The 15,022-nt window shown below is 68.3% G+C and carries 12 protein-coding genes; 6 read left to right on the top strand and 6 right to left on the bottom strand.

What is annotated here, in order from left to right:
• Positions 1-50 precede the first annotated feature (50 nt).
• Entirely contained in the window at positions 51-1,274 is a 1,224-nt protein-coding gene (locus AC3RKA_RS11040) for an MFS transporter (RefSeq protein ID WP_489727278.1), read from the top strand.
• A gap of 34 nt (positions 1,275-1,308) precedes the next feature.
• On the opposite strand, the gene AC3RKA_RS11035 is transcribed toward AC3RKA_RS11040, so the two are convergent.
• Positions 1,309-2,424, bottom strand: a complete 1,116-nt coding sequence (locus AC3RKA_RS11035) for a succinylglutamate desuccinylase/aspartoacylase family protein (protein ID WP_489727277.1) — start codon at positions 2,422-2,424, stop codon at positions 1,309-1,311.
• Positions 2,421-2,951, bottom strand: coding sequence for an ATP-dependent zinc protease family protein (locus AC3RKA_RS11030; RefSeq protein ID WP_489727276.1), 531 nt, complete (start codon positions 2,949-2,951; stop codon positions 2,421-2,423). The genes AC3RKA_RS11035 and AC3RKA_RS11030 overlap by 4 nt, the downstream gene beginning before the upstream one ends.
• A gap of 27 nt (positions 2,952-2,978) precedes the next feature.
• On the opposite strand from AC3RKA_RS11030, the gene rimK reads away from it, so the two are divergent.
• Positions 2,979-4,214 (top strand): 30S ribosomal protein S6--L-glutamate ligase, encoded by a 1,236-nt coding sequence (gene rimK / locus AC3RKA_RS11025; RefSeq protein WP_489727275.1) that lies wholly within the window; start codon positions 2,979-2,981, stop codon positions 4,212-4,214.
• A 15-nt stretch (positions 4,215-4,229) separates the two neighbouring features.
• On the opposite strand, the gene AC3RKA_RS11020 is transcribed toward rimK, so the two are convergent.
• A complete protein-coding gene (locus tag AC3RKA_RS11020; RefSeq protein WP_489727274.1) occupies positions 4,230-5,456 on the bottom strand; it encodes an acyl-CoA dehydrogenase family protein in 1,227 nt (408 codons plus the stop codon).
• Between the two features lie 25 nt (positions 5,457-5,481).
• Positions 5,482-6,657, bottom strand: coding sequence for a CaiB/BaiF CoA transferase family protein (locus AC3RKA_RS11015; protein WP_489727273.1), 1,176 nt, complete (start codon positions 6,655-6,657; stop codon positions 5,482-5,484).
• A gap of 732 nt (positions 6,658-7,389) precedes the next feature.
• On the opposite strand from AC3RKA_RS11015, the gene dnaB reads away from it, so the two are divergent.
• Both dnaB and AC3RKA_RS11005 read left to right on the top strand, forming a co-directional pair.
• Positions 7,390-8,775: a replicative DNA helicase gene (dnaB, locus tag AC3RKA_RS11010; RefSeq protein ID WP_041102462.1), complete on the top strand. Its 1,386-nt coding sequence runs from the start codon at positions 7,390-7,392 to the stop codon at positions 8,773-8,775.
• Between the two features lie 239 nt (positions 8,776-9,014).
• The gene (locus AC3RKA_RS11005) at positions 9,015-9,866 is read left to right on the top strand and encodes a pentapeptide repeat-containing protein (protein ID WP_489727272.1); all 852 of its coding nucleotides are present in this window, start codon (positions 9,015-9,017) and stop codon (positions 9,864-9,866) included.
• 237 nt (positions 9,867-10,103) lie between these two features.
• Here the strand turns inward: AC3RKA_RS11005 and AC3RKA_RS11000 are convergent, their stop codons facing one another.
• Together AC3RKA_RS11000 and AC3RKA_RS10995 are read right to left on the bottom strand one after the other, a co-directional pair.
• Complete coding sequence (locus AC3RKA_RS11000; protein WP_489727271.1) at positions 10,104-11,057, bottom strand: hypothetical protein; 954 nt, start codon at positions 11,055-11,057, stop codon at positions 10,104-10,106.
• 488 nt (positions 11,058-11,545) lie between these two features.
• Entirely contained in the window at positions 11,546-12,553 is a 1,008-nt protein-coding gene (locus tag AC3RKA_RS10995; RefSeq protein WP_489727270.1) for an IS481 family transposase, read from the bottom strand.
• Positions 12,554-13,074: 521 nt separating this feature from the next.
• Between AC3RKA_RS10995 and AC3RKA_RS10990 the strand changes: the two genes are divergently transcribed.
• Both AC3RKA_RS10990 and AC3RKA_RS10985 read left to right on the top strand, forming a co-directional pair.
• On the top strand, positions 13,075-13,248 hold the full coding sequence (locus tag AC3RKA_RS10990) for an LrgB family protein (protein ID WP_489727606.1): 174 nt from the start codon (positions 13,075-13,077) through the stop codon (positions 13,246-13,248).
• Positions 13,249-13,315: 67 nt separating this feature from the next.
• Positions 13,316-15,004 carry an RNA/DNA-binding domain-containing protein gene (locus tag AC3RKA_RS10985; protein WP_489727269.1) on the top strand — a complete coding sequence of 563 codons (1,689 nt, stop codon included), beginning with the start codon at positions 13,316-13,318 and terminating at the stop codon, positions 15,002-15,004.
• Positions 15,005-15,022 lie beyond the last annotated feature (18 nt).

Below are 15,022 nucleotides of genomic sequence, written 5' to 3'. Positions count from 1 at the left end.
GCTCTTCACGAGCGGGCCGGGGCCTCGTGCCGTGGGGGAACATGGAGGCCATGCCCTCCGCCCCACCGCCCTCCGACCCCGCCGGCTCGACGGCGGCCCCGCGCCCGCCGCTGTGGACGCGCCCGTTCATCCTCGTCAGCGCGACCTACCTGTTCGTGGCGATGATCTTCTACACGCTCATGACCGCGATGGCGCTCTACGCCGTCACGTCCTTCGGCGCGTCGGACGCGGAGGCCGGCGTCGTGGTGGGGGCGTTCGTGCTGGGCGCGGTCCCCACCCGCATGACGACGACGCCCGCCACCTTCGCGTGGGGGCGCCGGCGGGTCCTGCTCGTCGCCTTGGCCTGCTACGTCCTCACGACGGCGGCGTACCTCTGGGCGGACTCCCTGGCCACGCTGACCGCGGTCCGGCTGCTCAACGGCATGTGCTTCGGTGCGGCCGGCACCGTGCTGGCCACGGCCGTGCAGCGGATCGTCCCGCCCGTGCGCCGCTCCGAGGGCACCGGCTGGTTCTCCACGTCCATGACGCTCGCGGGCGCCGTCGGGCCGATGGTGGCCCTGCAGCTGAGCACGGCCCTCGGCTACGACGCCCTGTTCCGGGCGTGCATCGGCTTCACGGGCATGGCCCTGCTGATCGCGCTGTTCCTGCGCGTGCCCGAGCCGCCGCTGACGGGCCGGTTCCGGCTGCACCGGGCGGACGTGTTCTCCGCGGAGGTGGCGCCGGCGGCGGGCGTGGCCCTGGCCTCCGGGTTCATGTACGGCGGCATCCTCGCGTTCATGGCCACGTTCGCGCAGCAGCAGGGCTACCCGGCGATGGTGCCGAGCCTGTTCTTCCTGCTCTTCGCCGCGGGCACCATCGTGGGCCGCGCCGTCCTGGGCGTGCTGCACGACCGGCACGGGGACAACGCCGTCGTCTACCCGATCCTCGCGGGCATGGCCGTCTCCTACGCGGTGCTGGCGCTGTGGCGGGAGCCGGCGGGCATGCTCGCGGCCGGCGCCCTGCTGGGGCTGACCTACGGGCCCGTGGTGAGCGTGTTCCAGACCATCGCGATCAAGGTGGTCCGGCCCACCGAGATCGGCGTCGCCACGGGTACGTTCTTCCTGCTCCTGGACCTCGGCACCGGCCTCGGCCCCATGGTGCTCGGCGCGGTGGTGGCCGCCGTCGGGATCCCGGTGATGTACCTGCTCTCCGGCGGGGTCGGGGTGGCGCTGCTGCTCTACTACCGGCTCGTGCACGGCGGCCGGGCCATCGCCCGGCGCCCGTCCCCGGCCTGAGCGGGGCCGGGGACCGCCGTCGTCGTGGGGGTGCTCATGTGTCCCATCCACCGATGTGCACGAGGGCGTCGCCGCGGTGCACCAGGGGTGCCTCGGTGCGGCCGATGACCACGCCGGTCAGCTCGGCCTTCACGTGCGCCAGGCGGCGGCCGAACGAGTTGTAGAGCGCGCCGATCCGGTCCCCGGCCCTCACGCGTTCGCCGAGGGAGACGTCCAAGTGCACGAGGCCGTCCGCGCGGGCGCGCACCCACGTGGACTGCCACACCAGGTAGGGGGCGTCCTGCTCGCCGTCGACGACGTCGGGGTGCACGGCCTCCGTGTCCTCGCCGGTGGCGTCGGTCGCCTCGGGCACATCCGTGGTCCGCTCCTCGGGGACCTCGCCGGGCAGCGGACCGGGGGCGTCGACGACGGCGTCCGGCCCGGGCTCGGTGAGCCCGACGTCCGCGGGGTCCACCATGTCCAGGGCCGCGAGCACGCGCAGGACCCCGTCCACGCCGGGGGCGATCGCGTACTCGTCGAACCGCCAGGCCTCGCCGGCCTCGTAGAGCAGCACGCGGGCGCCGGTCTCGCGGGCCGCGGCGCGCAGGGAGCCGTCCCGCAGGCGGGCGTGGAAGAGCACGGGCGCGCCGAACGCCTCGGCGAGCGCGCGGGTCTGGGGGTCCTCCAGGTCGCAGCGGATCTGCGGCAGGTTGGAGCGGCGGTCCGCGCCGGTGTGCAGGTCGATGCCCACGGTGCAGCGGCCGATCACCTCGGTCATCATCAGATGCGCGATGCGCGAGGCCAGGGAGCCCCGGGCGGAGCCGGGGAAGGAGCGGTTCAGGTCGCGGCGGTCCGGCAGATAGCGGTCCCCAGCCATCACGCCGAGCACGTTGACGATGGGCACGGCCAGCAGGGTGCCGCGCAGGTGCGTGGGCTGCAGGCGCTCCAGGACGCGGCGGACGATCTCGATGCCGGCCACCTCGTCCCCGTGGATCGCGGCGGAGACCCACACGGTGGGCCCGTCCTCGCGGCCGTGCAGCACGTGCACGGGCAGGGTGACGTCCGCGCCGGTGACGAGCTGGGAGATCGGCAGGGACAGCTCGTGGCGGCGGCCGGCCGCCACCTCGACCCCGCCGAACGCGAAGGGGGCGCGGGCGGGGCGACGGCTCACGCGCGTTCCCGGTTCCGGCGGCGCACGCCGCGCGGCGGCTGCCCGCCCACGTACGAGGCGGCGGGGTTCACGAGGAGGCCGCCGGCGGCCAGCGCGGTGCGCCCCACGAGCATGCGGAAGCCCATCTCGTCCCGGTGGGTCAGGGTCACCTCCGCCTCGATCGTGCGGCCGGCCAGGGTCAGCGGCATCACGACGACGACGCGCTCCTGCGCCTTGCCGTTCGAGGAGCGGACCGTGCGCAGGTCGGCCACCGGCAGCTCGGCCGTCCGGGCGTCCGCGGCCGAGGTCTGCCACGGGTGCACCTCGAACCGGACCCAGGCGGCGCCGTCGCGGGTGAACCGCTCGATGCCGAAGGCGTGGAGCGCCGAGGTGCGGGCGCCGGTGTCGATCTTGGCCTTGATCCAGGGGGTGTGGGCGGCGGGCAGGCCGACCCATTCGCGCCAGCCCACCAGCCCCGGGCGAGCGGCGCCGTCGTCGGTGAGGGGCGCGCCGTGGGGGGCCGGGCCCGTGTGCTTAGATTCAGACACGCCCCTCATCCTCCCAGGAAAGCGGTCATGAAGCTCGCCATCCTCTCCCGTTCCCTGCGCGCCTACTCGACGCAGCGACTCAAGACCGCGGCGCTCGAGCGCGGCCACCAGGTGAAGGTCCTGGACACCCTGCGCTTCGGCATCGACCTCAGCTCGGACGAGCCCGATCTGATGTTCCGCGGCCGCCCCCTCTCCGGCTACGACGCGATCCTGCCGCGCATCGGCAACTCGGTGACCTACTTCGGCACCGCCGTGGTGCGCCAGTTCGAGCAGATGGACGTCTACACGCCGAACACGGCCGCCGGGATCATGAACTCGCGGGACAAGCTGCGGGCCACCCAGATCCTCTCCCGCCACGAGATCGACATGCCCGCCACCGTGTTCGTGCGCAACCGCGGCGAGGTCTCCACGGCGATCGACATGGTGGGCGGGGCGCCCGTGGTGATCAAGCTGCTCGAGGGCACCCAGGGCATCGGCGTGATCCTGGCGCCGACCAAGAAGGTGGCCGAGGCGATCATCGAGACGCTGCACGGCACCAACCAGCAGGTGCTCATCCAGCGGTTCGTGGAGGAGTCCAAGGGCACGGACATCCGCGCACTCGTGGTGGGGGACCGCGTGGTGGCCGCGATGCGCCGCCGCGCCCAGGGGGACGAGTTCCGCTCCAACGTGCACCGCGGCGGCACCGTGGAGCGCGTCGAGCTCTCGCCCGAGTACGCGGAGACCGCCGTGCGGGCGGCCCACATCATGGGCCTGCGCGTGGCGGGCGTGGACATGCTCGAGGGCGAGCACGGCCCGCTGGTCATGGAGGTGAATTCCTCCCCGGGGCTGCAGGGCATCGAGGCCGCCACGGACCTGGACGTGGCCGGCGCGATCATCGACTACGTGGCGGACCAGGCCGGCTTCCCGGACATCGACGTGCGCCAGCGCCTGGCCGTGTCCACCGGGTACGGGGTCGGTGAGATCACCGTGCACGCCGGCTCCGGCTGGGTGGGCCAGTCCATCGAAGACTCCGGGCTGCTCGCGAAGGACCTGCAGGTGCTCACCCTGCACCGCGGCACCTCCGTGTTCCCCAACCCCGCGGACAGCAAGGTCCTCGAGGAGGGGGACCGGCTGCTCTGCTTCGGCAAGACCGAGAACATGCGCGCCCTCATCCCCGCCCGCGCCCGCCGCCCCAAGCGCGTGCGGAAGCTGCCGGCCACCCCGATCCTCGCCTCCGTCGCCGAGGAGGCCCCGGCGCCCGAGGCTCCCGCCGACGACGCCTGAGCCCGGGCGCGGGGCTCAGCGGGCCGGGGCGAACGCGCCGATGCCCGTGAGGTGCCGGCCGAGCGTGAGCTGGTGGACCTCGTCCGTGCCCTCGTAGGTGCGCACGGACTCGAGGTTGTTCGCGTGCCGCAGCGGCGAGTGCTCCAGGGTGATGCCGTTGCCGCCGAGCATCTCGCGGGCCTCCCGGGCGATGCCGATGGCCACGCGGCAGTTGTCCAGCTTGCCGGCGGAGATCATGGCGGGGGTGAGCGGGCCGGCGTCCTTGGCGCGACCGATCTGGTGCGCCAGCAGGTAGCCCTTCCCGATGGCCACGGCCATGTCCGCGAGCTTGGCCTGCGTCAGCTGGTGGGAGGCCAGCGGCACCCCGAACTGCTGCCGCTGCACCGCGTAGTCGAGGACGGCGTCGAAGGAGTCGCGGGCGGCGCCCATCGCGCCCCAGATGATCCCGTAGCGGGCCTCGTTGAGGCACTGGAAGGGGCCTTTGAGCCCGACGGCGGAGTCGGCCGGCAGCATCGCGGAGGCGGGCAGGCGCACGCCGTCGAGGTGGATCTCGCACTGCACCGACGCCCGCATGGACAGCTTCTGGGTGATCGCCTCCGCGCGGAATCCGGGAGTGTCCGTGGGGACCACGAAGCCGCGCACCCCGCGCCCGTCGCCGGGCTCGCCGGTCTGCGCCCAGATGATCGCGACGTCGGCCAGGGTGGCCAGCCCGATCCACCGCTTGACCCCGTCGAGCACCCAGTCGCCGCCGGGCTCCTGGCGGGCCGTCGTCGTCATGGAGGCCGGGTCCGAGCCGGCGCCCGGCTCGGTGAGGCCGAAGCAGCCGACCGCCTCGCCGGCGGTCATGCGCGGCAGCCACTGCGCCTTCTGCTCCTCGGAGCCGTGCTTGTGGATCGCGCCCATCGCGAGCGAGCCCTGCACGGAGACGAAGGTGCGCAGACCGGAGTCCCCGGCCTCGAGCTCCTGCGCGGCGAGGCCGTACTCCACCGCCGAGCGGCCGGGCATGCCGTGGCCCTCGTAGGGCATCCCGAGCACGCCGAGGCGGCCCAGCTCGGGGACGATCTCGCGGGGGAACACGGCGTCGTCGTACCAGCGGGCGATGTGCGGGCGGATGTGCTCGTCCACGAAGCCGCGCACCTGCAGTGCGACGGCCTTCTCCTCGGCGGAGAACAGGGAGTCCAGGCCGACGACGTCGGCGCGGCCGAGGAACGAGTCGGCCTCGGCGTGGAACGGGATGGTCATGGCGGGGGTCCTCTCTGCGGGGTGGTCAGCGGGCGTCGAGCCAGGTGTTGACGGCCGCCGTGTCCGCGCCGAGCGCGGGCGGCGCGTGGCGCGGGTGCGCGACGGGCGGGTCCCACTGCACCGGGTGGCGGAACTGCCGGCCGGCCGGGGCGCCGGAGCGGTCCTGGACCTCGACGGTCGGCTCGAGGCCGAGGGACTCGGCCAGCTCGACGCCCTCGGCGACGGTGGACACGAGGCTGGCCGGGAGTCGCTCGGCCTGCAGCACGTCCCGCCAGTGGGCGGCCGTCTCGGCGGAGAGCGCGTCCTCCAGGGCGGTGCGCAGCTCCTCGCGGTGCTCGACCCGGTCCGTGTTCGTGGTGAAGCGCGGGTCCTCGGCGAGCTCGGGGACGCCGAGGGCCGCGGCGAAGGTGCGGAACTGCGCGTCGTTGCCGATGGCGACGGCGAGCGGCGCGTCCCGGCACGCCAGCAGCTGATAGGGGGCGATCGAGGGGTGGTCGTTGCCCATCCGCCGCGGGACGACGCCGGCGCCGAGCCATGCCTGGCCCTGGTTGGCGAGCGCCCCCTGCAGCGAGGAGAGCAGGTTCAGCCGCAGGTGCGCGCCCTCCCCGGTGCGCTCGCGGCGCAGCAGGGCGGCGAGCACGCCGGCGGTGAGGTCCTTGGCCGTGAGCACGTCCACGAGGGCGACGCCCGCCTTCATCGGGGCGTCCGGTTCGCCGGTGATGCTCATCAGTCCGCCCGCGGCCTGGACGATGAAGTCGTAGCCGGGCAGGTCCCGGCCCTCGCGGTCGCCGAAGCCGGAGACGGCGGCATAGACCACGGACGGGTTCTCCCGCGCGACGTCGTCGTAGCCCAGGCCGAGGCGTTCCATGGTGCCGGGCTTGAGGTTGTGGACCACGACGTCGGCCCGGGCGGCCAGGGCGGCGGCCCGCCGCTGGTCCTCGGGGTCCTTCAGGTCCCAGCCGACCGACTCCTTGTTGCGGTTCACGGACTCGAAGTAGGTGGCGCCCGTCGCCGAGCGGGGCGGGGCCCAGCCGCGGGTGTCGTCGCCGCGCTCGGGGTGCTCCACCTTGATGACGCGCGCCCCGAGGTCTGCCAGCGTCATGGTGGCGAGCGGGCCGGCGAGGACGCGGGAGAAGTCGGCGACGAGGACGCCGTCGAGGGGGAGCGAGGCCGGGGAGGGGGCGGTGGTGGCCGGGGGCACGGCGGACTCCTCACTGTGGCGGACGACACGACGACGGGTTCCAGCCAAGCACCGTGCTCGCGTTCCGTCCACTGACTCTGGGGCGGGTCACTGGCGTGCGTGAGTCATCGGTGCCGGGCGGTCCGGGGCGGCTGGGAGCGGTGGGCGCGGGGAGGTCCCGGGGCCGCGGGCAGAGGCTGTCAACTTCGCCGTCCCCAGATCCGGGCACCTTGTCCACAGGAGTTGTCCACAGCTGTGGAGGGTGTGGACGACGGTGTGGATAGGCATGTACCAGGCGGTGTGATGAGGGCGCAAACGGGGGTGCTGTCAAGTTGTACCGATGGGGCCGAAAGGGGGGTGGAGAATCTTCCTCCACAGACCCGGGGATCGCATCGTCCCAGGTCAGAGCCGGATTCTGGGAGTGGTCGCGCAGTTGTCCCCAGCGTGGTCCCCAGGCGATCCACACGACACGCCGCCGAATCCACACGTTGTCCACAAGGCCTGTGGGAAACGCGGTTGCCCAGCCTCCACGGCGCGCGTAGTGTCGCGTGGTATCCCCAACGCGAGGGCGGGTATTGGCCGCAGGTGACCACTGACAGGCGCGCATCCGCTCGGACCGTCGCCCCGGGGACCGTCGCACCGTCCGCCTGCAGGAGGGTGCGGCGGCACGGGCGGTGACAACAGAGGAATCAGGGCCGGGAAGACCGGCGAGGGCCGCCGTCGTGCGGGCTGTGGGAAGGGAGTCTCCGGACGTTGACTGAGAACTACGGAGACTCGGGCTCCTACGACGGCGGCCGTTCCTCTGAACGCTTCCTGCCGCCCCAGGACCTGGAGGCGGAGCGCTCGGTGCTGGGCGGCATGATGCTCTCCAAGGACGCGATCGCGGACGTGGTGGAGCTGCTGCGCGGCCACGACTTCTACCGGCCGAGCCACGAGATGATCTACGAGGCGATCATCGACCTCTACGGCCGCGGTGAACCCGCGGACGCCGTCACCGTCGCGGACCTGCTGAACAAGCGCCAGGAGCTCAGCCGCGTGGGCGGCCCCGCCGTGCTGCACGAGCTCATCCAGTCCGTGCCCACCGCCGCCAACGCAAGCTTCTATGCGGAGATCGTGGCGGAGAAGGCCGTCCTGCGCCGCCTCGTCACCGCCGGCACCAAGATCACCCAGCTGGGGTATCAGGGCGACGGCGAGGTCGAGGAGATCGTCAACGAGGCGCAGTCCGAGATCTACAAGGTGGCGGAGAACCGCCAGTCCGAGGACTACGTGCGCCTCGCGGAGATCATGGAGCACGCCGTCGACGAGATCGAGGCGGCCGGCAACCAGGGAGAGGGCCTGACGGGCGTCCCCACCGACTTCTACGACTTCGACGAGCTGACGCAGGGTCTGCACGGCGGCCAGATGATCGTGATCGCGGCACGCCCCGCCGTCGGCAAGTCCACGCTCGCGCTGGACTTCGCGCGGGCCGCGGCCATCCACCACAACATGGCCACCGTGTTCTTCTCGCTGGAGATGGGCAAGAACGAGATCGCCATGCGTCTGTTGAGCGCGGAGGCGACGATCGCGCTGCAGGACCTGCGCAAGGGCACCATCCGGGACGACCAGTGGTCCAAGATCGCGGCGACGGTGGGGCGGCTGAACGAGGCGCCGTTCTTCATCGACGACTCCCCGAACATGACCATGATGGAGATCCGCGCCAAGTGCCGGCGGCTCAAGCAGAAGAACAACCTCAAGATGGTGGTGCTCGACTACCTGCAGCTGATGAGCTCCGGCAAGAAGGTGGAGAGCCGCCAGCAGGAGGTGGCCGAGTTCTCCCGTGCGCTGAAGCTGCTGGCCAAGGAGCTGGACGTGCCGGTGATCGCGCTGTCCCAGCTGAACCGCGGGTCCGAGCAGCGCACGGACAAGCGGCCGCAGGTGAGCGATCTGCGCGAGTCGGGGTCCATCGAGCAGGACGCGGACATGGTGATCCTGCTGCACCGCGAGGACGTGTACGACAAGGAGTCCCCGCGGGCCGGCGAGGCGGACCTGATCGTGGCGAAGCACCGCAATGGTCCGACGAAGACGATTGTGGTGGGGTTCCAGGGGCATTACAGTCGCTTCAGCAACCTCGCACAGGATGGCGGGGGTGGTGGGTTCTAGAAGAGGGGATAATTAAGGTGTCGGCAGCCCGAGACCGTTCGTCGAGGCGAAAGAATTTCAGGTCAGGTAACCACTTTAAACTTTTGTCAGGCATAGGCGCCATGGGGCAGGGGTTGATAACGGCGCTGGCTGTAGTCTTGGTTTCGGCCGCGGTATTGTATGTATTACTCGCAGTTGGAGCATCGGACGCAAATCCTCGAAATTGGCCTGAAGAGGTTTGGAGGAGCCTGCGGGGATCAATGGGCCAGATCGCAACCTCTCTAGTGGCCCTGGCTGTGGCAGTTTTCGGTTCAGTAATTGCAGTTCATGGTCAAAATACTCGTCTGGCCGAGATTAAGCATTCAAAGAAATCCTTCGAGAAGGACAAAATCCAGAAAGACAAGATATTCGCTCAGCGTGAAGATGAGATTTTCGCAGAAAAGGAGGCGCGAGAGAGGGATTTTTCGAGGGCGGATCAGGAAAGTAAGTATCAGCGCGCGCGCAATAGAAGTGCGGATGATGCTTTGAGGTACTCAACCTCCGTCAGTGCATTGGGCGGAGGTAACGAGATTGCCCAGGTTGGGGCAGTGTTGGATCTCGAGTATCTGGTCCAGAAGACCCCCGAGTACGAGAATCGGTGCGTAAAGGTCCTGGGTTATTTTATATCAAAGCGTGTTGCGGATGACGGTGACGTGGGTGAAGCCCAATCTAGAGATTCCCTCTATCCCAAAGGGAAGGGTTTTGACCATCCTGCGCACACCGAGATTAAGGGCACGACTCGTGAACTAGCGCTTCAGGTTCTAGGGAGGATCAGAAATAATAAATCTCCTCGCGTGAACCTGAGAGGGCTGAATTTTAATAGATGCGACTTTGACAAAGGATACTTTGGGAATATTGACTTTCGAAATAGCTCCTTTCGGGAAGCGCAGATGAGCGAGTGCGACTTGTCAAATAGCTGGTTCAAGGGCTCGGAAATGACCGGGGTGTTTATGGAGAGGACCATTGTCTCGGGCGCATTGATGGAGAATATACCGGGGATCAATGTATCCGTGAAGAGCATGATGATCTGGCATGAGGAAAAGCCTCCCAGGTTTAAATACGATGACCAGTAAGAGGCCGTGTCGAGGAGAATTTGATCCTGTGGATTCGTGCCGTATTGCGTTACGGGGTACTGACTGGGAGGTGAGCAAACCCCACGCGGGTGTATATTTGTAATTCTCCGCGTGACTCCTTGCTAGTGAATTCGATTGCCGTTGCTAGCAAAAGGGGTGCGACTGTTACGACTATTGCACGCAACCTGGGTCACCCCCCAGGGTAATTACGCCTGGGTGGCTGTGTTCATTACGGGATCACGACCGTGTCACTGCACCTGGCAGCGGTCGTGCCGCGTTGATGAGTTGATAGGTATTCCTTTTTCGGTCATTTGCGAACAGCGGTTGCGAGGGAGATGAAACCAATTTTCGCGTGACGATAAGCAATCTTCGACCGACCAGCTCTTTGGTTCCTCTGGCGCGCATATTCGAACTAATCGAGAACCGTTCGGCGAAGCGCCTAGTGGACCACCAGATGTCGCGATTTGGGTCTCCCTGAGCTTCGGAGAGGAGGGCCAGCAACATGACTATTGCGGCTGCGCTCATATGCTGAAGGTGCCCTTCCGTCCAGAGCTCATTGGGGATTCGGAAGTAATGCCCCGCCTGCTGCGTCGGACCGTTCTTAGACTTCTTCTGCCGCATGTCTTCATAGGGCAGTGTGTATGCCGCGCCGTTGCCGGACTCGTTTAGAAGGTAGATGTCCGAAGGATCTCCCCGGTGGTACTCAAGTCGGATCAAGCCGACTTCGGAGAGTCGTTTGAGGGCGGCTACTATCCGGCGGCGTCCATTATTGGCAGGGTCTGGTAGGTCGAGCACTTGGGCCCATTGGCGCGCGGAGACTTTGCTGATGTCAAAGGGCTCTGCTGCGGCACGCCAAAGGACTGCCAGGTGAAGTTTGATTGCCACGTCACCTCCGCGCCCCCGGGTGGAAGCGAGCTGCATCAGTGGGGGTGTGCTGTCAACGTTGTCGATGTCGTTGCGGATGTATGAGCTACGGACGGGCGTTCCCTGGCGGCGAGGGTTCGCCCGGGCGATGCTTTGGGCTGCTTCGAGTGCGCTCTTGGAGGTGCCTGGATGGATCTCTGTGATGCCGGATCGCCCGACGGTCCCTAGGTCGAGGCCGGTGTCCTGTGGCTCGGCGGGGCTCCCTGGGCGGATGTCTTTAGGGCTAGTTGGGAGCGTCGAACCTTCGTAGGCGTCAAGGGACTCCATGGAGTCCTCCTTACTTGTGGGAACTAGTGGGTCGGTGACTTCCCGTCTAGTGTATGGGTTTGATGGGATCAGAGGGGTTGCCGTACTTCCAACTAGCGACGTGGGAAGACGGGCAGCTTCTCCAGATCCGCTTGATTTCGTTGGTTCGGGACCCGCTGAGGCCATATGCTGGAGTCTAGGTCAGAAGGTGCCAAGCCTCCCGTCTACGGGATATGTGTCCGTTGGTGGTGGCGAGGTCCCGATGACTAGCTGCATGTGGAGTCGACTCATCAAGGGACCGACTCCTCTCGAAGGCTGAGGCGGATCCCGCCCCTTTGAAGGGAAGACTGGGCCGCCGCGTTAAGGCTTTCCTTGCATGCGGAGGGGATCCCGCCGGGAGGTGGGGTCCCCTCCTGTCTTTCGTGCCTGGCGATGGGGAGAAGGGACGCAGAGCCTCACGGAGGGGTAGGGGACGTATACCGTAAACCACAGCGGCTAGCGCCGTTGAGCTAGGTGTAGGAGGGCATGACGTTGTTGACTCGGGCCGGTGCCAACGAGGCCGGAGGAGCGTCTCCGCAGGAGGTATGAGGCCGATGGTAGTTGTAGTGGTTCACCCACACCGCCAGGGCCTCACGCCGAGCTTGCTCTGAGGTGTAGGGGCGGGCGTAGATGACCTCATCGACCATCAGCCGGTTGTACCTCTCCACCTTCCCGTTGTGGCGCGGGGTGTAGGGTCGGATCCGGTGATGCCGGCCCCCGAGCGAGACCACCTTCGCGGTGAAGTCCGCAGCCCGATAGTTGTTCCCGTTGTCCGTGATCACCCGGTCCACGGTGATGCCGTGGGCGGCGAAGAACGCCCGCGCCCGGCAGTAGAAGCTCACGGTCGTGGCCGCCCGCTCGTCCTCCAACGCTTCGGTGTAGGCCAGGCGGGTGTACCCGTCGATCGCCGAGTGCAGGTAGGTGTAGCCGACCCGCCGGCCTGCACCACGCTTGGAAGCACGGCCTGCTTCACTTTCACGTCCGTGGGTGCGCCAGCCGCCGCCGTCTGGGATCTTCCCGATCTTCTTCACATCCAGGTGCACCATGTGCCCCGGCCCTCTCGCGGTGATCTTCTGGGGTCGTTGGCGCAGGTCTTCTCCGGCCGGGGTCAGGTCCCGTAGGCGGGAGATCCCGAGTCGGTGCAGCCACCGTCCCACGGTACGAAGACACACCCGGTGGCCCTCGGAGACGAGGTGGTGATGGATGCGCCGTGCGGACCACTTGCGCTCCCGCCGCAGGGTGAGGATCTGGGTGACCAGGGCCGGGTCGAGCTGGGCGGGAGAGCGTCGTGGCCGGCAGGAGCGGTCTTGCAGTCCTGCCTCGCCTTCGGCACGGTAGCGGGCCACCCAGGTGGCCACCGTGGGGCGGCTGACGCGGAACTCGGCGGCGACATGGGCTTGCGGGATGCCCTCGTTCAGGTGGCGGTGGACCATGCGCAGACGGCCGGTGGGGGTCAGGGGTGCGTTAGCGTGGGTCATGAGCGGGCTCTTTCCAGCGGATGGGTTGTTGAGGAACTTCCATCCTGCCGGGCGGGGCCCGCTCGTCTCATCTCAGCCCGGGCCTCGTGCCAAGAACCTCATGACCCACAACAGCTAGGCGGGCACTGTGGAGGCCGCCCGGTCATCGAGGGCCCCTTGATCCTGCTGTTGTGCCAGCTTAGGGGTCGCTTGTCTCGACCAGACTGCACCGACCAGCCCTGAGGCCGTGCTCCGCCTGCTCGCGTGGCGCCGGCCTGTCGAGGACGCACTGTCCCGCTCACGTCGGTGCTGGTGGCGGTCGTGTTCGTGGCCGCGTTCCTCTGGCTCACTAGTATCGACTACGAGACCTACGTGGTCGTGGGCGACGTGCCTTCTTCCTGCTCGGTGGTCCCACTGGGGCCCTTGCCGTCCCCCTATATCGTGCCGGTCCGTACATACGGCGGCTACTGGTGCCCGTCGTCGACGGGGGCGGCGGAGGTGCTCGGCGCCATTGCCGGCCCCTGGGTGCTCGTCCGCTGCACATGTGCGAGCCCCGCGTCCGCAGCCTGGCCATGGGCGTCAGCGCGCACGGCGCCTGCACGTCGCGGGTGCTCGCCGAGGGCCTGTCGACGGGCGCGTTTTCCGCCCTCGCCGCGGCCTGCCCCGGCGTGCTCACCGCGTTGCTGACGCCTGTGGGGCTCAGGGTGATGGGGTAACGGTGTGGTGCAAAGTGGCCGCTAAGTCTGCATAACTTCTCAAAGTTATGGTGGCATGAGGGTGGCCATGGCCGCCGCCATCATAACTATGGATACTTATGAGATGGACCTTGGACCCCTCCTCGCTGCGGGCGAGACCCTGGACGTCGAGTTCAAACGTCGGCTGGGGAAGGACGACCTCTACCAAGCCGTCGTCTGCATGGCCAACGGCATGGGAGGCCGGATCCTCGTCGGAGTCGACGACGACGGCACCGTCGTCGGGACGACGACCGAGCATGGCGGTGCTGTGGACGCAGACCTCTTGGCTGGACGCATCCAGAACGGCATCGAGCCACCGTTGAGCGTGGACGTCGAGGTGGTCCCCTGGGAGGGCAAAGACGTGGCGGTCATCACCGTCCCCCAGGCGAGGTCGTCGTTCATCGGCACGCGCAAGGGGTTATTCGTCAAGCGTGTCGTGGGGCCGGACGGTCGCCCCGCGTGCATGCCCATGACACCCATGGACGTCCTGCGGGCTGGGTTCGACGGCGTCGGCCTGGACTATGCCCGGGCGGAGGCGCGCGGGGCCGAGTGGGGGCACCTCGATCCGACTGAGTTCGACCGGTTCCGGCGACTGGCCGGCCAGTCGGCTGGTGACAGCGGTCTTGCGGAGCTCACGGATGCGGAACTGCTGCGGACGCTGGACCTCCTCACTCCGGACGGCGGCATCAGCCTCGGCGCGGTACTGGTCTTCGGCACGTCGGATGCGCTGCGCAGGTGGGCCCCCACTGCGGAAGTCCTCTTCCAGGACTCCCGACCCCACGGTGTGGAAGCGAATGAGGACCTGCTGCTTCCCCTGTTGAACGCATTCGAGGAGATCGAGGCCCGCTTGGCTCTGCGGAACTCCGTCACACCCGTGGAGGTGGGTCTCGTCCGTGTGGATGTACCTCTGCTGTCCGAGAGTGTGCGGCGCGAGTCGATCGCCAATGCCCTTGTGCACCGTGATTACGCCGAGGTGGGGCCGATCCAGGTGACCCTCACCGGGTCCACGTTCTCCGTCGCAAGCCCTGGCGGGTTCCCCCGTGACGTTTCGCCGGCCAACATCCTGAACCGCTCGGCTCCCCGCAGCCCTGCCCTGGCGAACGTGTTCAAGCGCGCCGGTCTCGTCGAGCGTCGGGGCAAGGGGGTTCAGGACATGTTCGCCTCGCAGCTCCGAGCCGGCCGGGGTGCGCCGGACTACGGCCGCTCCACGCAGCGGTCCGTGATCGTCGACATCCCCTTGGGTGACGAGGACAGGGAACTGCTGATCTTTCTGGCCCGCCGGCAGAACGAGGGCCAGCGTGCACTCACCCTGACCGAGCTGCGGGTGGTCCACGAGATCAAGCACGGGGGGCCTGCGGGGGCGGCGGAGGCAGCGGAACGCCTTCGACTGCCCGTGGCGGACGTGCGCGGAGCTGCCACCGCACTCGTCGAGGCCGGCGTCCTGGAATCGCGGGGGAACGGCCGGGCGCAGCGGTACATGCTGACCGCGCGGTTCTACGAGCTGGCCGAAGACCGAGCCGCCTACCTGCGCCTGCGTCCGGTCGACCGAATCCAACAGCGGCGGTTGATCGCCGATTACGTCCGCGAATACGGATCCATCACCCGTAGCAAAGCCGCGGAACTGTGCCAGATCGCTCCCACGGCCGCGCGGGCGGTGCTCAAAGACATGACGGAGGAGGGCCTCCTCGAACTGCGGGGGGAGCGTCGCGCAGCGCACTACGTGCTCCCGGACTCCTAGCGGTGTGCCCGGCCGAGC

The sequence above is a fragment of the Micrococcus sp. iso_229 genome (assembly GCF_058072725.1).
The sequence above is the reverse complement of the archived record's forward strand: the minus strand, read 5'-3'. Positions and strand labels throughout refer to the sequence as shown.

Bases quoted from the DNA above. Each gene is read 5' to 3' on its own strand.
- AC3RKA_RS11040 (WP_489727278.1), top strand. From the start codon at position 51: ATGCCCTCCGCCCCACCGCCCTCCGACCCCGCCGGCTCGACGGCGGCC.
- AC3RKA_RS11000 (WP_489727271.1), bottom strand. From the start codon at position 11,057: ATGGAGTCCCTTGACGCCTACGAAGGTTCGACGCTCCCAACTAGCCCT.
- AC3RKA_RS10995 (WP_489727270.1), bottom strand. From the start codon at position 12,553: ATGACCCACGCTAACGCACCCCTGACCCCCACCGGCCGTCTGCGCATG.
- AC3RKA_RS10985 (WP_489727269.1), top strand. From the start codon at position 13,316: ATGGCCGCCGCCATCATAACTATGGATACTTATGAGATGGACCTTGGA.
- AC3RKA_RS10990 (WP_489727606.1), top strand. From the start codon at position 13,075: ATGTGCGAGCCCCGCGTCCGCAGCCTGGCCATGGGCGTCAGCGCGCAC.
- rimK (WP_489727275.1), top strand. From the start codon at position 2,979: ATGAAGCTCGCCATCCTCTCCCGTTCCCTGCGCGCCTACTCGACGCAG.
- AC3RKA_RS11005 (WP_489727272.1), top strand. From the start codon at position 9,015: ATGGGCCAGATCGCAACCTCTCTAGTGGCCCTGGCTGTGGCAGTTTTC.
- AC3RKA_RS11020 (WP_489727274.1), bottom strand. From the start codon at position 5,456: ATGACCATCCCGTTCCACGCCGAGGCCGACTCGTTCCTCGGCCGCGCC.